General features: G+C 49.6%; 13 protein-coding genes, 1 tRNA gene, 3 rRNA genes and 2 riboswitches. Of the genes, 1 reads left to right on the forward strand and 16 read right to left on the reverse strand.

The annotated features are described in order from the left end of the window. Positions 1-4: 4 nt before the first annotated feature. From purK to guaA, 9 genes are all read right to left on the reverse strand, one after another. Positions 5-1,204, reverse strand: a complete 1,200-nt coding sequence (purK, locus tag NYE37_RS13025; RefSeq protein ID WP_231564614.1) for a 5-(carboxyamino)imidazole ribonucleotide synthase — start codon at positions 1,202-1,204, stop codon at positions 5-7. Then, on the reverse strand, positions 1,201-1,689 hold the full coding sequence (purE, locus tag NYE37_RS13030; RefSeq protein ID WP_037996222.1) for a 5-(carboxyamino)imidazole ribonucleotide mutase: 489 nt from the start codon (positions 1,687-1,689) through the stop codon (positions 1,201-1,203). The genes purK and purE overlap by 4 nt, the downstream gene beginning before the upstream one ends. 102 nt (positions 1,690-1,791) lie before the next feature. After that, a riboswitch (purine riboswitch) is annotated at positions 1,792-1,893 on the reverse strand. Positions 1,894-2,796: 903 nt separating this feature from the next. Then, positions 2,797-2,911: ribosomal RNA gene (rrf, locus tag NYE37_RS13035) — 5S ribosomal RNA — on the reverse strand. Between the two features lie 9 nt (positions 2,912-2,920). Further along, positions 2,921-2,997: transfer RNA gene (locus tag NYE37_RS13040), tRNA-Arg, on the reverse strand. 54 nt (positions 2,998-3,051) lie between these two features. Next, positions 3,052-5,987 (reverse strand): 23S ribosomal RNA (locus NYE37_RS13045). A 349-nt stretch (positions 5,988-6,336) separates the two neighbouring features. Next, positions 6,337-7,885: ribosomal RNA gene (locus NYE37_RS13050) — 16S ribosomal RNA — on the reverse strand. The 16S, 23S and 5S rRNA genes sit together here with 1 tRNA gene alongside, the layout of an rRNA operon. A 115-nt stretch (positions 7,886-8,000) precedes the next feature. Beyond that, on the reverse strand, positions 8,001-9,146 hold the full coding sequence (locus tag NYE37_RS13055; RefSeq protein WP_062843363.1) for a peptidase MA family metallohydrolase: 1,146 nt from the start codon (positions 9,144-9,146) through the stop codon (positions 8,001-8,003). Positions 9,147-9,243: 97 nt separating this feature from the next. After that, positions 9,244-10,551: an NCS2 family permease gene (locus NYE37_RS13060; protein ID WP_181729210.1), complete on the reverse strand. Its 1,308-nt coding sequence runs from the start codon at positions 10,549-10,551 to the stop codon at positions 9,244-9,246. 31 nt (positions 10,552-10,582) lie between these two features. Continuing rightward, a complete protein-coding gene (gene guaA / locus NYE37_RS13065) occupies positions 10,583-12,121 on the reverse strand; it encodes a glutamine-hydrolyzing GMP synthase (RefSeq protein ID WP_037996405.1) in 1,539 nt (512 codons plus the stop codon). Between the two features lie 153 nt (positions 12,122-12,274). Further along, positions 12,275-12,376, reverse strand: a riboswitch (purine riboswitch). Positions 12,377-12,548: 172 nt separating this feature from the next. Between guaA and namA the strand changes: the two genes are divergently transcribed. Further along, complete coding sequence (gene namA / locus NYE37_RS13070) at positions 12,549-13,571, forward strand: NADPH dehydrogenase NamA (protein ID WP_062843365.1); 1,023 nt, start codon at positions 12,549-12,551, stop codon at positions 13,569-13,571. A 347-nt stretch (positions 13,572-13,918) separates the two neighbouring features. Here namA and NYE37_RS13075 read toward each other — a convergent pair whose 3' ends face one another. The 7 genes from NYE37_RS13075 to NYE37_RS13105 all read right to left on the reverse strand — a co-directional run bounded on the left by NYE37_RS13075 (position 13,919) and on the right by NYE37_RS13105 (position 19,989). Beyond that, a complete protein-coding gene (locus NYE37_RS13075; protein ID WP_232335536.1) occupies positions 13,919-14,347 on the reverse strand; it encodes a hypothetical protein in 429 nt (142 codons plus the stop codon). Continuing rightward, positions 14,311-14,508, reverse strand: coding sequence for a hypothetical protein (locus NYE37_RS13080; protein ID WP_340712071.1), 198 nt, complete (start codon positions 14,506-14,508; stop codon positions 14,311-14,313). Before NYE37_RS13080 ends, NYE37_RS13075 begins: the two co-directional genes overlap by 37 nt. 567 nt (positions 14,509-15,075) lie before the next feature. Next, positions 15,076-15,417 carry a hypothetical protein gene (locus NYE37_RS13085; protein ID WP_206760072.1) on the reverse strand — a complete coding sequence of 114 codons (342 nt, stop codon included), beginning with the start codon at positions 15,415-15,417 and terminating at the stop codon, positions 15,076-15,078. A gap of 11 nt (positions 15,418-15,428) precedes the next feature. Continuing rightward, entirely contained in the window at positions 15,429-16,643 is a 1,215-nt protein-coding gene (locus NYE37_RS13090; RefSeq protein ID WP_340712072.1) for a polymorphic toxin type 17 domain-containing protein, read from the reverse strand. 322 nt (positions 16,644-16,965) lie between these two features. Continuing rightward, a complete protein-coding gene (locus tag NYE37_RS13095) occupies positions 16,966-18,123 on the reverse strand; it encodes a glycerate kinase (RefSeq protein WP_340712073.1) in 1,158 nt (385 codons plus the stop codon). 22 nt (positions 18,124-18,145) lie between these two features. Then, positions 18,146-19,408 carry a GntP family permease gene (locus NYE37_RS13100; RefSeq protein ID WP_340712074.1) on the reverse strand — a complete coding sequence of 421 codons (1,263 nt, stop codon included), beginning with the start codon at positions 19,406-19,408 and terminating at the stop codon, positions 18,146-18,148. Positions 19,409-19,566: 158 nt separating this feature from the next. Continuing rightward, complete coding sequence (locus NYE37_RS13105) at positions 19,567-19,989, reverse strand: hypothetical protein (RefSeq protein WP_340712075.1); 423 nt, start codon at positions 19,987-19,989, stop codon at positions 19,567-19,569. Between the last annotated feature and the right edge of the window lie 33 nt (positions 19,990-20,022).

A 20,022-nucleotide genomic window follows, 5' to 3' on the forward strand; every position in this document is an offset into this window, starting at 1 on the left:
TTTTTTAAGAATCTCTATTATAAATAACCTTTTTTTCTTGTTCCGTCAAAGGAGGCCAAATTCCGCTCCCGTCCATCCACTGAACTGCTTCTTCCATGGACCGGCCGAGCAAGGTCAGATGCCCCATTTTCCGTCCGGGCTTTGCTTCTTTTTTTCCGTACCAATGCGGCTTGATATCCCCCGGGAGCCGGGGAAAATGACTCCGGAACATTTCCATGTGCTCGCCGAGGAGATTTACCATCACAGCCGGCTTTACTTGCTCTGCCGGTCCGAGCGGCAGCCCGGCAACAGCGCGGATCAACTGTTCAAATTGTGAAGTCAGGCAGGCATCATAGGTGTAATGGCCGGAATTGTGAGGCCGGGGAGCCAGTTCATTCACCAGCAGCCTTCCGTCTTCCATGCAAAACATCTCCACTGCAATGAGCCCGACAACCTCCAAAGACTCCGCGATTTGCTTTGCCCAATGGACGGCCTGTCGGATGACGGAATCGGAAACAGGAGCCGGAGAAACCGACAGATGCAAAATATGATTGCGGTGCAAATTAACAGCCGGCGGAAAAGCTGCCATTTCTCCGTGAATACTCCTGGCAACGACCACCGAAATTTCTTTTTCAAAAGGAACCCATTCCTCCAAAATGAAGGGTTTGCCTTCTTCAAACAGTCCGGCCGGCAACCGGTCCACATCGTCCAGGGAATGCAAAATCCACTGTCCTTTTCCGTCATACCCGCCGGTTGTCGTTTTGAGCACGGCCGGCCATCCCAACTCTTCCACTGCTTGCATGAGATCCTGAAACGTATTCACTTCTTGAAAACGGGCCACCGGGACGCCCGCTTCCCGGAGCGCTTTTTTCTCCCTCAACCGATGCCGGGTGGTTTTCAGCAACCGGCTTCCCTGGGGGAGCGGTTTGATCTTTTCCAGGTATTCGACCACTTCCGGAGGGATGTTTTCAAATTCATAAACAATCAAATCGCATTGTCCGGCCAGTTTGGCCACAGCATCCCAATCGTCATATTTAGCCGCAATATGCCGGTCTGATGCTTGCGCTCCCGGACAATCGGGATCGGGATCCAGGGTCACAAAGTGAAAGCCCATCTTTCTCCCTTCATTAATGACCATTCTTCCCAATTGCCCCCCGCCTAAAATACCGACGGTTTGACCCGGAGAGATCAATGCTTGCGGTTTTTCCTTCAGGTATGAATTCAAGCAAGATCACTCTCCTTCAATACCCGCTCACGGATCTGCTCCCTTCGCTGCTGCAGGCGTTTGCGAATTTCCGGATCTTTGATGCCGAGCATTTCCGCCGCCAGCAATCCGGCATTGACCGCGCCGGCTTTGCCGATGGCAACGGTTGCCACCGGAACGCCTCCCGGCATTTGCACGATGGACAACAAGGAATCCAATCCATTCAGGGAAGAAGTTTTGATGGGAACCCCGATCACCGGCAACACGGTTTTGCTTGCCACCATGCCCGGCAAATGGGCCGCTCCCCCTGCCCCCGCAATAATGACTTGAATGCCTCTGTTTTCGGCTTCACTGGCATATTGAAACATTTCATCCGGGGTACGATGGGCAGATACGACTTTGCTTTCATAACTGATTCCCAATTCGTCTAACACTTCACATGCATTTTTCATTGTCGGCCAATCTGAGGTGCTCCCCATAATCACTCCGACTTTTGCCTGATCCATGGTTCCTCTCCTTTTCAAAAAGATAAGCCTAAACAGCAGGTTTTCTGAAAAAGGGCATGAGAAAAACTACTGCTTAGGCTCATCTTCTCTCAAGAAGATCCCAAACAAACAGTTTTTTCTCATAGCCGGGAAATTTACGGTTTCCTGGTAGAGACGCTCAAGCCATATTCCTGAGCATATATGAGAAAACAACAGCTATTCAATTCACTCTCAGTGTAACAGGAAACCAAGGAACGCGTCAATATAATAAACGAACATTTACGGTTAAAAAATTTCATCTCGTTCGTGTTTTTTATCATAAATCTGGTGTTTCAAGAAAAAAAGAGGCCTCTGACAACACAAAATCCGTAAAAACCTTGTTGGGGATCCGCTTGATAAGAAACAGTCGTCTCGTTCCGTTTCCATTCGTTGCAAAAACATCCGGATTTTCTTTTCTATATTTGTACCGCCCGCCTGCGTCTCGTATGTAAAATCTTTCACTCCCTCTGAAAAAACAGATGCCGGTATGGACGTATCGGCCAAAGACGTTGCCAAATTCCTCTCATACCCGTTTTTAAACCGGCTTTCCGGATGATTGAAATTTTTTAATCCATATCCGTCCTGAACCAAGAGGCAATCATTCTGCATCCGCATCCTCTGGCGGAATAAATGATTCCGGATTTTTTGACCGGTTCTTTCATATTTTCTGCAGATCCGGGCAGAAAACACCAAGCCATTCGTGTTAAATATACATGCATTCAACCTGATAATTTGTTTGCTTTCTTTGATTCCTGCATTACGTATTGAAAATTCACGCATTCAATCCTTTAGCTGAACCAGATGCCTTCAACGTTTTGGTTTGCAAAGGAAAACCCGTTCATCTATCTTTTCCTGCCATCCTTTCCACAGCTTTCGTCAATCTTTGCCCATCATCACTTTATATGGGAAGACATATGTTTCAGGAAATACATATGACCATAAATGCCCCCATTCCCTCTCATCCATAGCAAAAGAAGAAAAAAAAATCAAAACAAGCATAAAAAAATCAAAACAAGCATAAAAAAATCAAAACAAGCATAAAAAAACCACCTTCAGCATGATTGCTGAAGGTGGTTCGGGTGACAATTCGCCTGGCAACGACCTACTCTCCCAGGGGTCATCCCCAAGTACCATCGGCGCTGGAGGGCTTAACTTCCGTGTTCGGGATGGGAACGGGTGAATCCCCTCCGCTATGGTCACCAGACAATTTGATTGGCGTGCCCTGGAAGATTCGAACTCCCGACCTTCTGATCCGTAGTCAGACGCTCTATCCAGCTGAGCTAAGGGCACATGAACACACCCTGAAAATGAGAATGGAAGAAGCAAAGCAACCGTGAGAAGTAGTAGGGAAAGCCCTCGACCGATTCGTATCCGTCAGCTGAACACATTGCTGTGCTTACACCCCGGACCGATCTACCTTGTCATCTACAAGGGGTCTTACTTCCACGAAGGGAATGGGAAATCTCATCTTGAGGGGGGCTTCGCGCTTAGATGCTTTCAGCGCTTATCCCTTCCGCACTTGGCTACCCAGCGGTGCTCCTGGCGGAACAACTGGTACACCAGAGGTGCGTCCATCCCGGTCCTCTCGTACTAAGGACAGCTCCTCTCAAATTTCCTGCGCCCGCGACAGATAGGGACCGAACTGTCTCACGACGTTCTGAACCCAGCTCGCGTACCGCTTTAATGGGCGAACAGCCCAACCCTTGGGACCTACTTCAGCCCCAGGATGCGATGAGCCGACATCGAGGTGCCAAACCTCCCCGTCGATGTGGACTCTTGGGGGAGATAAGCCTGTTATCCCCGGGGTAGCTTTTATCCGTTGAGCGATGGCCCATCCACACGGAACCACCGGATCACTAAGTCCGACTTTCGTCCCTGCTCGACTTGTAGGTCTCGCAGTCAAGCTCCCTTCTGCCTTTGCACTCTGAGGGCGCGATTTCCAACCGCGCTGAGGGAACCTTGGAGCGCCTCCGTTACCTTTTAGGAGGCGACCGCCCCAGTCAAACTGCCCACCTGACACGGTCCTCCCGCCGGATGACGGCGGCGAGTTAGAACCCCGATACGGCCAGAGTGGTATCCCACCGGCGTCTCCACCGAAGCTGGCGCTCCGGCTTCGCAGACTCCCACCTATCCTGTACAAGCCGTACCCGGATTCAATATCAGGCTGCAGTAAAGCTCCACGGGGTCTTTCCGTCTTGTCGCGGGTAACCAGCATCTTCACTGGTAGTACAATTTCACCGGGTCTCTCGTTGAGACAGCGCCCAGATCGTTACGCCTTTCGTGCGGGTCGGAACTTACCCGACAAGGAATTTCGCTACCTTAGGACCGTTATAGTTACGGCCGCCGTTTACTGGGGCTTCGGTTCAGAGCTTCGCGTGAGCTAACTCTTCCCCTTAACCTTCCAGCACCGGGCAGGCGTCAGCCCCTATACTTCGCCTTGCGGCTTTGCAGAGACCTGTGTTTTTGCTAAACAGTCGCCTGGGCCTCTTCACTGCGGCCCCCTCGGGCCCGAAGACCCTAACGGGGCACCCCTTCTCCCGAAGTTACGGGGTCATTTTGCCGAGTTCCTTAACGAGAGTTCTCCCGAGCACCTTAGGATTCTCTCCTCGCCTACCTGTGTCGGTTTGCGGTACGGGCACCTTGTTCCTCCTTAGAGGCTTTTCTTGGCAGTGTGAGATCAAGAACTTCGGTACTGAAACTTCCCTCGCCATCACAGCCTGGCCTTAAGAAGAGACGGATTTGCCTGTCTCTTCAGCCTCACTGCTTGGACGCGCACAACCAGTCGCGCGATTCTCTACCCTCCTGCGTCCCCCCGTCGTCAACGGAACAAGGTGGTACAGGAATCTCAACCTGTTGTCCATCGCCTACGCCTTTCGGCCTCGGCTTAGGTCCCGACTAACCCTGAGCGGACGAACCTTCCTCAGGAAACCTTAGGCTTTCGGTGGAAGGGATTCTCACCCTTCTTTTCGCTACTCATACCGGCATTCTCACTTCCAAACGCTCCACCGCTTCTCACGAAGCAGCTTCGCTGCTGTTTGGAACGCTCCCCTACCATGTCCGAAGGACATCCGCAGCTTCGGTGAACCGTTTAGCCCCGTTACATTTTCGGCGCAGAGTCACTTGACCAGTGAGCTATTACGCACTCTTTGAATGATGGCTGCTTCTAAGCCAACATCCTGGTTGTCTGGGCAACTCCACATCCTTTGCCACTTAACGGTTACTTTGGGACCTTAGCTGGCGGTCTGGGCTGTTTCCCTCTCGACCACGGATCTTAGCACTCGTAGTCTGACTCCCGGAGGACAAGTCTGTGGCATTCGGAGTTTAACTGAGTTCGGTAACCCTGTGGGGGCCCCTAGCCCAATCAGTGCTCTACCTCCACGACTCCTCTCCGAGGCTAGCCCTAAAGCTATTTCGGGGAGAACCAGCTATCTCCGGGTTCGATTGGCATTTCACCCCTACCCACACCTCATCCTATGGTTTTTCAACACCAACAGGTTCGGGCCTCCATTCCGTGTTACCGGAACTTCACCCTGGACATGGGTAGATCACCCGGTTTCGGGTCGACGGCCACGTACTCATTCGCCCTGTTCAGACTCGCTTTCGCTGCGGCTCCGGCTTCTCACCTTAACCTCGCACGTAACCGTCACTCGCCGGTTCATTCTACAAAAGGCACGCCGTCATCCCTTTAAAAGGACTCCGACTGATTGTAAGCACACGGTTTCAGGTTCTCTTTCACTCCCCTCCCGGGGTGCTTTTCACCTTTCCCTCACGGTACTGGTTCACTATCGGTCGCCAGGGAGTATTTAGCCTTGGGAGGTGGTCCTCCCTGCTTCCCACGGGGTTTCACGTGTCCCGCGGTACTCAGGATCCGTCTCGGAGGGTGACCGATTTCGATTACAGGGCTGTTACCTTCTTTGGCGGGTCTTTCCAGAACCACTTCATCTATCCGTCACCTTTGTAACTCCGTGTGAGACGTCCTACAACCCCGGTTGGCAAAGCCAACCGGTTTGGGCTGTTCCCGTTTCGCTCGCCGCTACTCAGGGAATCGCGTTTGCTTTCTCTTCCTCAGGGTACTAAGATGTTTCAGTTCCCCTGGTGTGCCCCCGTCCATCCTATGGATTCAGATGGCGGTGCCAGCTCTTCAAGCTGGCGGGTTCCCCCATTCGGACATCCCCGGATCAACGCTCACTTACAGCTCCCCGGGGCATATCGGTGTTCGTCCCGTCCTTCATCGGCTCCTGGCGCCAAGGCATCCACCGTGTGCCCTTAGTAGCTTACCCTACTGGCTCTCTTGGAGATTACTTCTCCCGGTGATTGCAACTTGACAAGCGACGTGTGAAGATTCTCGTCAAACGAGCTTCTCCAACCTCGTCTTGCTTCTTCCATATCTCATTTTCAAGGTGCGTTCTTTTTCCTTTTGTCCACCGCCTTTCGCGGCGACAAGGAGTAATATATCACGGTCGCAAGAAAAATGCAACCCTTTTTTATAAAAAATTTGAAGTGAGTGATTCAATATTCAAGGTTAGATACAAATGACCAACCGGAAGGTTGGCCATCAGTATTCCTTGAAAACCAAAGAGTGTGAGACATGACTCTTTGAAACGTTTTTGCTCGAAATGAGCTCCTTAGAAAGGAGGTGATCCATCCCCACCTTCCGGTAGGGATACCTTGTTACGACTTCACCCCAATCATCTGCCCCACCTTCGGCGGCTGGCTCCTAAAAGGTTGCCTCACCGACTTCGGGTGTTGCAAACTCTCGTGGTGTGACGGGCGGTGTGTACAAGGCCCGGGAACGTATTCACCGCGGCATGCTGATCCGCGATTACTAGCGATTCCGGCTTCACGCAGGCGAGTTGCAGCCTGCGATCCGAACTGAGACTGGCTTTTTGGGATTGGCTCCCCCTCGCGGGTTCGCTGCCCTTTGTACCAGCCATTGTAGCACGTGTGTAGCCCAGGACATAAGGGGCATGATGATTTGACGTCATCCCCACCTTCCTCCGGCTTTCACCGGCTGTCTCGTTAGAGTGCCCATCCGAAATGCTGGCAACTAACGACAAGGGTTGCGCTCGTTGCGGGACTGAACCCAACATCTCACGACACGAGCTGACGACAACCATGCACCACCTGTCACCGCTGTCCCGAAGGAAACCTCCATCTCTGGAGGGGTCAGCGGGATGTCAAGCCCTGGTAAGGTTCTTCGCGTTGCTTCGAATTAAACCACATGCTCCACCGCTTGTGCGGGCCCCCGTCAATTCCTTTGAGTTTCAGCCTTGCGGCCGTACTCCCCAGGCGGAGTGCTTAATGGGTTACCTTCGGCACTGAGGGGCGTAGCCCCCCAACACCTAGCACTCATCGTTTACGGCGTGGACTACCAGGGTATCTAATCCTGTTTGCTCCCCACGCTTTCGCGCCTCAGCGTCAGTTACAGGCCAGAGAGCCGCCTTCGCCACTGGTGTTCCTCCCGATCTCTACGCATTCCACCGCTACACCGGGAATTCCGCTCCCCTCTCCTGCACTCAAGCTGACCAGTTTCAGGTGCCGCTCTGCGGTTGAGCCGCAGCCTTTCACACCTGACTTAATCAGCCGCCTGCGCGCGCTTTACGCCCAATAATTCCGGATAACGCTCGCCCCCTACGTATTACCGCGGCTGCTGGCACGTAGTTAGCCGGGGCTTTCTCCTTGAGTACCGTCAACCTTCCAGGCTGTTCGCCTGGAAGGAATTCTTCCTCAAGAACAGAGTTTTACAACCCGAAGGCCGTCCTCACTCACGCGGCGTTGCTCCGTCAGGCTTTCGCCCATTGCGGAAAATTCCCTACTGCTGCCTCCCGTAGGAGTCTGGGCCGTGTCTCAGTCCCAGTGTGGCCGATCACCCTCTCAGGTCGGCTACGCATCGTCGCCTTGGTGAGCCGTTACCTCACCAACCAGCTAATGCGCCGCGGGCCCATCCGCAAGTGACAGCCGAAGCCGCCTTTCCCCTTTTCCCCATGCGGGGAAAAGGACTATCCGGTATTAGCCCCGGTTTCCCGGAGTTATCCCGGTCTTGCGGGCAGGTTGCCCACGTGTTACTCACCCGTTCGCCGCTGGATCCTCATCCCGAAGGATGATTCTCCCGCTCGACTTGCATGTATTAGGCACGCCGCCAGCGTTCATCCTGAGCCAGGATCAAACTCTCCAAAAAAGTTTGATGTGAACTCTCAAGAATTAACGAGTCATGTCTTCACTCTTCAGTTTTCAAGGAACACTTCATTTCGCTTTATGTTTGCCGCTCTCTCGCGGCGACAAATACGATGTTATCACCTTCCCCGACATAAGTCAACACTTTTTTTAAAATTTTTTTCTCCGTTACAAAAAACCTCCGATAATGCTTTGCGGGTTCTTTGATTGAGTTGCTTTCTTTTCGGTTCGCTCTCCTCATCGATGTAAGGGAACTTTTTCAATCTGGCAAAGAGTTTTTGGATTCCTTCCTCCCCGTATTGTCCGACCAACTGCCGGTACCGGACATAACTGTTCAAATAATATTGGTGTGCTTTTTCAGCGGGCAATTTTTCCAACGGTGTGTTTTCCAGATCTGCAAGCGACCATGTTCTCTCCAATAATTCCACCTGATGATTCACATGGAGCTCCGGCATCAAATGCGCTTCATAATACATCGCCGCCCCTTCCTGCAACCAATAAGCGGCGTTATCATTGGTCAAATCGCTCACTGCCTGGTGCGCCAGTTCATGGATCATTCCGGAAGCCAATTGATCCGGCGCCGTGTGTCCGGCAAGAAACTTGATGGACTGATTGGCCTCATGCCATCCTCCAGCCCACCGGGGCAATGAAGGTTTCACCGACTGACGAAACCATTCAGGATCATGATACAGCTTCACTTCCATTTTTTGCGGTTGCCATGCCAAGCGCTTTTGCAGTTTGGCAGCGGCTTTTTTCAAGGTATGATAAGCAATCTGCGCATTCATCTTTAATGCAGGATTCGTGTAATAAACCGTAATTTTTTGATCCCCCCATTGTTCAAAAGCCAAGTCCGACTCTTTCCATCCTTGGGGCGTCAGACGCAACCGGACCGGCCACCGGACACTCACCGGTTCCCCCTTGGCTGAATAAACCTGTTCCACCACGATGCGTACCGTCTTGTCCCGATCCGGCATGACAGACAGCACTTTCAAATGAAAAGAATCCGGATCCATCCCTTGTATCGCATCTTGAAACCAACGCTTTTGCTCTTGCCTGTAAAAAGTGTTTTCGGGATCGATGGTTTGGAGAAACAGGTCAAGTTTCCGTCTGTGAACGGCCTGCTCTTTTTGTTTCATCAGTTGTCCAACCGCACGGCAGACATCCGGTTCCAGCTCCCGGCAGGATTCCTGAGCCATCCCCTGCACCGGTAAAATCAACAGGAACAAGCTCCAGAATATCACTGCCACCACATATTTTCGAGACATAACTCTCCTCCTTTCCTCTTAGTCTTTGAAACAAAAGACAAAGTATGCAAAGAAAAAAGCTTTCCCCCGTGACAGGAGAAAGCTTCGGGCCATCACCTCAGACGGCTCCCAAAAAGATAAACCGCAAAGCAAAGATAATCCCCAAAATATAAACAATCACATTCACTTTTTTCCCTTCGCCGGCCACCAGTTTACACAAAGGATAAAAAACAAAGCCGGCCGCAATTCCCGTTGCAATGCTGAAGGTCAACGGCATAAAGATCACCGTGATGAAAGCCGGAATCGCTTCACTCAGGTCATCCCATTCAATCTTTTTCAGGTTTCCGGCCATCAACACGCCCACAATGACCAATGCCGGCGAAGTAATGGCGGAAACGGATGCCAGCGACTCAATCAACGGGAAGAAAAACAAAGCTCCCAAAAAACAGACCGCCGTGACAACCGATGTCAGCCCGGTGCGTCCTCCGGTCGCCACTCCCGCCGAAGACTCAATATAAGAAGTCACGGTGGAGGTGCCGAACACAGCCCCCAACATGGTGGCCACCGAATCGGTAAACAACGCTCTCCCCGCACGGGGCAGTTTGTTATCTTTCAGCAGTCCGGCCTGGCTGGCCACCCCCACCAACGTCCCTGCATTATCAAATAAATCAACAAACAAAAAAGCAAAAACAATCGTAAAAAGTCCGAGTTCCAAAGCAGCCGGAACATCCAGCTTCATAAAAGTCGGCGCCATGCTCGGCGGCAGGGCAAAAAAGTCAGCCGGCACTTGAACCTGACCGGTGATCATTCCCGCAACCGCGGTGATCAACATGCCGATAAAAATCGCGCCTTTCACTTTTCGCACCATCAATACCGTGGTGATAAACAAACCAAAGATGGTAAGCAAAATCTCCGGTTTTTCCGTCAGGTGCGGATTGATCATCACAAACGTGGATTCAGAATCCACAATGACATTGGCATTTTTCAAGCCGATGAATGCAATAAATATCCCGATCCCGGACGAGACAGCATATTTCAGCCCGGTGGGAATCGAGTTGATGATGAGCTCACGCACTTTCGTGACGGTCAAAAGAAAAAAGATGATTCCGGATAAAAAGACGGCTCCCAATGCGGTTTGCCAAGGCAACTTCATTCCCAAAACGACCGTGAAAGTAAAATACGCGATGAGTCCCAATCCGGGAGCCAGTGCAATGGGGTAATTGGCAATCACCCCCATCAAGAACGTGCCGACGGCGGCGGAAAGAGCCGTTGCCACAAAAACGGCTCCCATATCCATGCCCGCCTGCCCCATCATGGATGGGGAAACCAGCAAAATATACGCCATCGTGAAAAACGTGGTCACGCCCGCCAGCACTTCGGTCTTCACATCGGTCTTATGTTCGTCCAATTGGAAAAAACGTTGGATGACTGACATGATTTCTACCTATCCTTCCCGATCATTCCCATTCGATGGTTGACGGCGGCTTCGAAGTGATATCGTAGACCACCCGGTTTACATCTTCGACTTCATTGATGATGCGGTTTGAAATTCTTTCCAGCACATCATAAGGAATGCGTGCCCAATCTGCAGTCATCCCGTCCACCGAGGTGACGGCACGGATCCCCACCGTGTAAGCATAGGTCCGGACATCACCCATGACTCCCACACTTTTGAAGTCGGGCAAAGTGGCAAAATACTGCCAGATCTCCTTGTCCAAACCGGCTTTTTGAATTTCATCCCGCAAAATGGCATCCGCTTCACGGACAATTTCCAATTTCTCTTCGGTCACTTCGCCAATCACGCGAATTCCCAGTCCCGGTCCCGGGAAAGGTTGACGCCAGACAATTTCAGCCGGAAGTCCCAGTTCTTCCCCGACTTTCCGGACTTCATCTTTAAAGAGCGTATTGAGCGGCTCAATCAATTCCATCTTCATGTCTTCCGGCAAACCGCCGACATTGTGATGGGATTTAATCGTATGAACCGTGTCCGTCCCGGACTCCACCACATCGGTGTACAAAGTCCCTTGCCCGAGGAAACGGTGATCCCCGAACTTGGCGGATTCTTCTTCAAAGACGCGGATAAACTCATTGCCGATGATTTTCCGTTTTTGTTCCGGATCGGTAACGCCTTTCAACTTGCTCAAAAAACGGTCTTTGGCATCCACTTTCACCAGGTTCATCTGGAAGTTTTCCCCGAATGTTTTCACGACACTGTCCGCCTCGCCTTTGCGCAACAAACCGTGATCCACGAACATGCAGGTCAACTGGTCTCCGACCGCTTTGTGGATCAATGCCGCAACCACCGAGGAATCCACACCTCCGCTTAAAGCGCACAACACTTTTTGGTCTTGAACCCGTTCGCGGATTTCTTGGACGGCATGATCGATAAACGATTCCATGCTCCAGTTTCCTTCACAACCGCAAACTTCATACAAGAAATTGGAAATCAATTGATTTCCGTTTACCGTGTGGCGAACTTCCGGATGGAATTGCACGGCATAAATCCTTTGTTCCGGAAGACTCATTGCCGCCACCGGAGCCGATTCCGTTTTTCCGTCGACCCGGAATCCGGACGGGGCGCCGGTCACCACGTCGCTGTGGCTCATCCAAACAAGCTCTTTTTCATCCAAACCTTTAAAGAGCGGGGAATCGGAAACAACTTCCAATTCAGACTTCCCGTATTCCCGTTTTTTGGCCCTTTCCACTTTGGCCCCAAAGTGGCTGGCAATCAACTGCATCCCGTAGCAGATCCCCAAAACGGGAATGCCGAGTTCAAAAATCTTGGGATCGCATTTGAGCGAGTCTTCATCATACACGCTATAGGGCCCACCGGAAAAAACAATGCCTTTGGGTTTCATCTCTTGGATTTTTTCGGCGGAAATGGTTCCGGGTAACAGCTCACTAAACACACCAAGATCCCGGATCCTCCGGGCAATCAATTGATTGTACTGTCCGCCAAAATCCAGCACGACAACTCGTTCCAATGGTTTTTCCATACGTCGCAACCTCTCTTCCAGCGAAATAAACTTTTGCCAAACTTAATAAAAAAGCCGGGACACCCATACCGCACGGCGATACAGGACCCCGGTTCACCATATTTTTGCATTCTTCATGATGAATGGAAATGAAATGAAGAAAACATATAGGATTCCCGAAGACCTATTCGCCGTAGTCCGGCCATTTACGGTGGCCGGGTAGAAACGTTCGGGCCCTATTCCCAAACATATACGGCAAAAGTCTTAGCCAAAAATCATCATAATCATAACAAGCCGTTTTAATGCGGTCAACAGTTTTATGTTTCATCCCTTTGGTTTTATCTATTCTTGCACAAATCCATAATGGATATAGCGAATCAACTATTAAACATGTATAATAATTTTTAGTAAGTAACAATAAAAAAAGAAGGTAAGAAGGTGAACAGAGATGTCCTCGATCTTTCAAACATTCACGCAAAAAAATGTCACACTGCCCAACCGCATCGTGATGTCGCCCATGTGCATGTATTCCGCTGGCGAAGATGGAAAAGTCACTGATTTTCACCGTGTCCATTACGGCACCCGTTCACTGGGAAAAGTGGGTTTGATCATGATCGAAGCAACGGCCGTGGAAAGCCGCGGACGGATCAGCTCCCGTGACTTGGGACTGTGGAACGACGGGCAAAAGGAAGGGTTGAAAGAGATTGTGGACTTTGCCCACAGCCAGGGTGTCAAAACCGCCATCCAACTCGCCCACGCCGGCCGGAAAGCCGAGGTCGATGAGCCCATCATTGCCCCCAGTGCCATTGCCTTTGACGATAAAAGCAAAACACCGAATGAAATGACCACTGAAGACATAAAAACCGTGGTCCAGTCCTTTGCCGATGCTGCCCGCCGTGCAAAAGAAATCGGGTTTGACATCGTAGAAATCCATGCCGCTCACGGCTATCTGATCAACGAGTTTTTATCCCCGCTCAGCAATCAACGCACAGATGAATACGGCGGAGACCTGGACGGCCGTTCCCGCTTTCTCAAAGAAGTGATTCAAGCCGTTCAGGAAACATGGGGAACGGATCGTCCGCTTTATGTCCGCATCTCCGCAGTGGACCATCATCCGGACGGGATCCAAATCGAAGACAGCATTGCCTTGGCACGCAAACTGAAAGAATGGGGCGTCGATCTCATCGATGTTTCTTCCGGGGGAACCCTGCCCGTGGCACCCGACAAAATCCATCCGGGTTATCAGGTTCCTTATGCTGAAGCGATCAAAAAAGAAGCCGGCATTGCCACCGGTGCCGTCGGCCTTGTCACCACACCGGAACAAGCGGAAGATATTCTGGGAAATGAACGGGCCGATTTGGTCTTCTTGGGACGCGAATTGCTCCGCAATCCCTTCTGGGTGCTGGATGCCGCAGGAAACCGTGATGTTTCCTATTTCGGCCCCGAACAATACCGGATGGCTTATAAATAAAAAAAGGAGGGGACCAATCCCCTCCTTTTTCTTTGGAGAATGATTAACGTTGCATAAAACAGGTGAAAACGGTCGGCAAGCTCGCTGATCACCTCCGGATCATGCAAATACACACCTATTTCCCACACAACGAACGACAAGGCAAAACGCTCATGGATTCCTGTCAATTTCTGTCCAATTTGCAATATATCAAATTCGATCCGCTTTCATTGCAATATCAATCATCTATCTTTCTATCTGTAATAAATATTTATGTTTTGATATACAGATACGATATCATCAAGTTTGCAACGGCAAAAAGACAAGATAAAACCTCTTCTCTTCTTAAAAGGATGGTCAGTCCCCTCTCATACCGGGTAGTTCAATTTCATTTTTTTAACAAACGCTTCCGGAAGTTGTTGTTGGGAAAAGTTCAAACTCATCCATGAAAAAACCGTCGCATTGATTGGATGCCAATGGTTTAAGAAAGGCAGACGATGCCATCGGTCTTTCTCATCGCGAAATCCCAACACACATACCCCCATATCCCTTTCTCCCCAGATTCCCCACTTTCCGGACGGAGGCACCCACACGACAGTATAAGAGTGATACAGGATTGCATCCGCAGGACTTTTTGCAGGTCCATGCGCCAGTACAGAAAAATATTCATCCGCTGATAAATCCACCGGCAGTTTCGCCCAGGAAAAACGGCCAAACGCTTTATAATAATAGCGGACCGGATCCGGATTCAAAACGCCCATCAGAATTTTCGGCACAAATCCTGAAGGACAGGCCAAAACGATTCACCCATCGCCCAATCAAATTCTTCAAACTTGAACCCGTGGAACGATTCTTGAAAAACCTTCTCCGGCAATTCCTGCTCCGTGTTGAACACATGATCAACCCATTTCTTTGATTCCGCAAACTCTTTTTTGTCCGCGATAAACAAACGTTCCATTCGCCTCTGCCTCCTCATCTGATCCCGGTTATTTCCTTTACCGAACACCCCTATCTTACACGGTCCATTCCCCGGTTTTCGGGTTCCTGTAACACCAACTTTACCTGAACCCTAAAATGGTTCGAACCATATGTAAAGCCGCGCATTTTTATTATTTTCCAGAGATTCAAAAGGTAAACCATTACATAAAGCGTTGGATATGATTCTCCACTTCTTGAATATATAGGAAGAAAAAATTAATATAACCACTTGTCATCCACGCACTAGCGGGTATTTTTTGCTAAGGTTACAATATTAAAGGACAGTCCTGAAATGACTGCCCTTCTAATCCAATCAATATATTTTCCTGTTTTTAATTCTTGTAACATCAATCAATATATCTTTTTATTATGTTATCCCCCTGCAAAAGATAACAATAATATGCGGAAAAGTTACCCTTCAGTTTTTGTTACATTCTTTCAAATAATTCATCCTGCTAATTTGCTGGATCGATCATTTTGCTTAATACATCTTAATTCTTTAATTCTTAACACTAATATCTCAATTTCTATAGAAATAATGTAAATGTTATTCAAAGTCTTCAAACCAACAATTGCAAAATCGCAGTTTTGTATTACAAAAGACTGCTCCCATTTTATTTGCACTAGAAACGGCAGAAATCCTTCCTTTATCCCAAGACCACTTGTTTGAAATTTTATTAAGTATGACCTCTGCTTTTTGGTGATCCAGAACACTTGAAGTTTCAACATTGCATGTAATTTTAAACCAACCATCAACTTTCCAATAGGGTTCGTTTTCAACAATATGATATGAGTCAACATAATTTTCAATTTTTTTCATTATATCGTTTAATACAATCAGTGCTTCATCTTCACTCTGACAATCCATAAATAAACTTAACTGAAACATATTCCCCTCCGTTAATGTGAAATTTCACCGTCTGGTGTTACATTGATATACTTTTTATTATTTTTGGTATATTGCCCCCATTTTTTCAACCCTTTTTCTGAGAGTTGTACATCCCATTCAAAATCAAAGTCTTTATTGGGATCTCCATGATAGGGTCCTTTTTTCCACACATTGCCAAATCTATCTACATATCCTCCCAACTTTTTATCATACTTAACTTCCTTTCCTGGAATAAATCTGAATTTTCCTTTTTTGGGTAATTGCGCCTTGGTTATAGGGTTTGTAATATTCTTTTGATATTCCTCGGTTCTCTGTTGTTTCCTTTGATAATATCCACCATAAGGGTCAGCAGTCTTTGATTCGGTATTTGAAATCCCTTTATCTCCACAACTCTTACCACTTGGCAACAGCATCATGGCCACATAGCTGTCTGCCGGTTGTTCATAAACCAGGCAATCCAGCTTTTTGTATACCTTCATGGCCGCAGGGGCAATTTTGGGGATTCCAAAATATCCAATTACTGTGAGAGCCGTTCCGGTTACACCGGTAATTGCCGCGTTCTTCCAATTGATATTTAACTTTCGGGAAAGAGTGCTGGCTGCATTTTTCCAAAAGTCTTTGGTAAACACTTTTTGTACGGGGGCGGGCAGTTTTTCAAGCAAACCACTTCCTTTTCTCGCCAATTTGCTTGCCCTTGCCATTTTGCCGACTTTGTCCGCACCTTTGGTTCCCACCACAGCCAAGACAATTTCTCCAAGCGCATAGCCAAACCATTCTGCACGGCTTTTGGCATCCCCGTGGATCACATCACGTATAAACGATTCCGAAATGGATTGCCAAATTGCTTTGATGGTATCAATCGGATGGGCAATCGCATGAAACAAATTTTTTAATGTTTCAATGGGATGTGCTATGATATCGGCGATCCCTTTGAGGGCATCCCAAAGGGCTTTACCCAATCCTTTAAAGAAGCTGCCGACCACAATCACAACCGACGTTAACAAGGACAAGATTTTCTCAAATGCTTCCAAGAAATCCGCTACTTTTTCCTTGGTCCAATGGATGAACTCTGAACCTTTCTCGCTGACCCACTCCCAGCCGTCTTTGAAAAATTCGGTCGTCTTGTCCCAGAATCCTTTTTCTTCAGCCTGCACTTCTGTGTTATGGATCGGTTGTTGCTTTTGCGGCGCGGGAGTGTGTTCAAACTGATCGAAATCTTCATTCACCTTGGGAACATCAAATCCCCCGGGTTCGGCATAACCCGTGCCGCCAACCAAAGCCAATGACCCGGCCAACAAAATCAGAAGGGCAAAAAACGAGCGCAAAAACCTGTTCACGCTGTCAAAACCTCCCGTGAAACCTTTTCGTTGTTGATCTTTGGTTCCCTTCAATTTTTTTATAGCATTAAAAGGATACCGAATGTAAGTTCTTTTTTCAATATCATTTCAATATTCCAAAAAATATCTAAAAATTTTTTACTTCCGAACGTAAACATCTTAATCACTTGGAATAATCAATTTACACCAAAAAATAAAAGCACGGAAACTTTTAATCAGCCCCCGTGCCATCAACCATCTGTTTCAAACGGATTAACCTGGCCAAGTTCCCGGCCAATTGCTCAGTGTACTTCTCCCCGTTTAAAAGGGCCGTTTCCAACGATACGGTTCCCGGCACAATGGAAAAAAGGGCATCGATCCCGTGCCGGTACACCGCATCACAATTTTCCCCGAGCATTCCCGCAATACCGATCACGGGGATTCCGTATTTTTTGGCTCGTTTGGCAACGCCGACAGGGGTTTTTCCATGGATGGTTTGGCCATCGATTTTGCCTTCGCCGGTGATGACCAAGGAAGCTTGGGCCATGTGTTTATCCAGTTGCACCGCTTCAGCCACCACATCGACCCCGCGCTTTAACGAAGCGCCCAAAAAAGCAACCAGTCCGGCGCCCAGTCCCCCCGCGGCTCCCGCTCCGGGGATCGGGTCAACATCGATTCCCAGTGTTTCCTTCACCACTTGCGCATAACGGGCCAAGTTGGCATCCAGGATGGCCACCATTTCCGGGGTCGCTCCTTTTTGCGGCCCGAACACGGCGGAAGCTCCCCGCTCTCCGGTCAACGGATGATCCACATCGCATGCAACTTCAATGTGCACTTCTTTTAACCGGGGGTCCAGCTGGCTCAAATCAATTGAATCAAGCTTGCTTAGTTCCCCGCCGCCAAATCCCAGCGGATTTCCGTCCCTGTCCAACAATCTGGCGCCCAGTGCTTGGGCCATGCCGGCCCCTCCGTCATTGGTCGCACTGCCGCCGATGCCGATCACAATCCGTTTCACCCCTTGGTCCAATGCGGCCCGGATCAATTCCCCCGTTCCTTTTGTCGTGGTCACAAGCGGGTTTCGCTTCTCTTTCGGAACCAGATGAATACCGGAAGCCGCCGCCATTTCGATCACGGCCATTTTTCTGTCCCAGGTGATCCCGTAAAATGCCTCCACTTCGGTTCCCAACGGCCCGGTGACCGTTTCTTTTCGGATTTCCCCGACGGTTGCATCCACCATGGACCGGACGGTGCCTTCCCCTCCATCGGCCATGGGGACTTTGACATATTCGGCATCCGGCATCACCTTTTGGAAGCCTTTTTCAATGGCACAGGCCGCTTCCATGGCGGACATGCTTTCTTTGAATGAGTCGGGAGCGATGACAATTTTCATGATTCCACTTCCTTTTTAAAAATTACGGAAAGATCTTGAAAACGCCGAAGATCAAGGTGGAAACGATGGTTAACATAAGCCCGATGAGAGATTCGTATGGGATCAATTTCATCCGTTCCTTGATTCCCATCATCACACTGCCTCCGGTGGCATGGAAAAAGCTTCCGTGCGGCATATGGTCAAAAACGGTCGCACCGGCATGCACCATCGCCGCAGCTGCCAGTCCCGCCACGCCCATTTCCATCATCATCCCGCCAAACACACTGCCCGCTGCAACCGTACCGGCTGTGGTCGATGCAGTCGCCGCTGACATGAATGCCCCGGAAAACGGCGCCAATAAAAAGGCCGGGAGCCCGGCAGCCGTCAAAGCCTGAATAATCACATCCGACAAATGAGAGTTGGAAATAATCCCCGCCAAGGTTCCGGTACCAAGCAGCATGATGGCCACCCCGGACATTTTTTCAAGTCCGGCAATGGCATACTGATTGATCTGTTTGGCTTTCCCCATGATGAGAGGCCCGGTGATTCCTCCAACCGGCAAGGCAACCATGGGATCCATTTCAATCCCGGCCAGCGGGCGCAACGAGAGCAAGGTTATGGCCGTAAGCGGTGCCACGATTGCCGGAAGCAACTTCGAAAGCCCGGTTTGGGCCGGATCCGAAAGACCGTTGAAGGACACCGGACTTCCCTTGCGGGAAATCTTACATGCCGTGATGTACGTCACCAGGATGCCAAAGACAGCCGGAATCACCCCGGCGGCCATCACCGAGGTTAAAGAAACGTCAAATGCTTCGGCTGCTGCGATCGAGTTGGGATTGGGCGACATCAGATTGCCCGCCTTCCCGCCGCCGATCATGGCAATCAGGACGCCTGTTTTGGAAAAGCCGACCCGGCCGGCTATGGCAAGAGCAATCGGTGCCACAGTGATCACCGCCACATCAATGAACACCCCAGCCGCAGTGAGCAGCATGGTTGCAATGGCCAGAGCCAACAGCGCTCTTTTCTCCCCGATCCAATCCACCGTTTTTTCGGCAATGGTCGTTGCCGCTCCGGACTCCATCAACACTCCGGCCAGAACCCCCGCCGCCAAAATCCGGAGTGTTGCCGGAATCATTCCTTCAGCTCCTTCCATCATCAATGAAACCGTGTCAGGGAGAGATGCCCCGCCAATCCATCCGCCGGCCAACGCACCGGCCACCATCCCGTACGCGGGCGGCACTTTCCGAAGGATCAAAATCACTGACATGACAAGTGCAATCACGGCTCCAAGAGCACTGACTTCCATTCCTGTTCATCCCCTTGTCTGTCCTTGGTTTTATTCCCATTGTACACGGTTTCATTTATAAAAACATTTCAGATTATCATGTTATTTCGCTTTTTATAAATAAGCACCACTGAAAAAACAAAGCAAAACCCCATCTTTTACACATGGGGCCTGTTTCATTATTCACCTGCCTTGGAGTCACACGCCATGACTTGAACCTTTGGAGGAAATTCCGATAAAACCTCAATCACGTCGTTTGGAGTGATAAAAACATAATGCTCCACCTCTCGCGGATCATAAATTCCTATACTTTGTTCAATAAACCATGTTAAATAGGCGGAATTCTTCATTTTAAACATCGTCCATCGGCTGTAAAAAGGATCGCGATATTGTTCATCCAATTGATACCAGGTTTTCAAAAGCGATCCTTCGTCTGTGTTCCGATAAGACAGCACACCATTTTCAAACCAAACCCTCACCTTTCTTTCATGGTTTTCATCACTAAACTCCAACAGAACCCCTTCATGATGATCCAAAAACGAATCATTGTACAGCCTTGCCGGAATTCCGAGGATTGGCTCCCATCGCTCCCAACTTTCCATGAAATCTTTCTCCCCTATTTTTTTATTCAAAGG

The sequence above is a fragment of the Thermoactinomyces sp. FSL K6-2592 genome, from assembly GCF_038006465.1.
GTDB classification, from domain to species: Bacteria; Bacillota; Bacilli; order Thermoactinomycetales; family Thermoactinomycetaceae; genus Thermoactinomyces; species Thermoactinomyces vulgaris.

Excerpts from the sequence above, each read along its gene's own strand:
- guaA (WP_037996405.1), bottom strand. The coding sequence starts at position 12,121 with ATGGAAAAACCATTGGAACGAGTTGTCGTGCTGGATTTTGGCGGACAG.
- NYE37_RS13095 (WP_340712073.1), bottom strand. The coding sequence starts at position 18,123 with ATGAAAATTGTCATCGCTCCCGACTCATTCAAAGAAAGCATGTCCGCC.
- NYE37_RS13055 (WP_062843363.1), bottom strand. The coding sequence starts at position 9,146 with ATGTCTCGAAAATATGTGGTGGCAGTGATATTCTGGAGCTTGTTCCTG.
- purE (WP_037996222.1), bottom strand. The coding sequence starts at position 1,689 with ATGGATCAGGCAAAAGTCGGAGTGATTATGGGGAGCACCTCAGATTGG.
- NYE37_RS13080 (WP_340712071.1), bottom strand. The coding sequence starts at position 14,508 with ATGGAACGTTTGTTTATCGCGGACAAAAAAGAGTTTGCGGAATCAAAG.
- namA (WP_062843365.1), top strand. The coding sequence starts at position 12,549 with ATGTCCTCGATCTTTCAAACATTCACGCAAAAAAATGTCACACTGCCC.
- NYE37_RS13085 (WP_206760072.1), bottom strand. The coding sequence starts at position 15,417 with ATGTTTCAGTTAAGTTTATTTATGGATTGTCAGAGTGAAGATGAAGCA.
- NYE37_RS13100 (WP_340712074.1), bottom strand. The coding sequence starts at position 19,408 with ATGGAAGTCAGTGCTCTTGGAGCCGTGATTGCACTTGTCATGTCAGTG.
- NYE37_RS13105 (WP_340712075.1), bottom strand. The coding sequence starts at position 19,989 with ATGGAAAGTTGGGAGCGATGGGAGCCAATCCTCGGAATTCCGGCAAGG.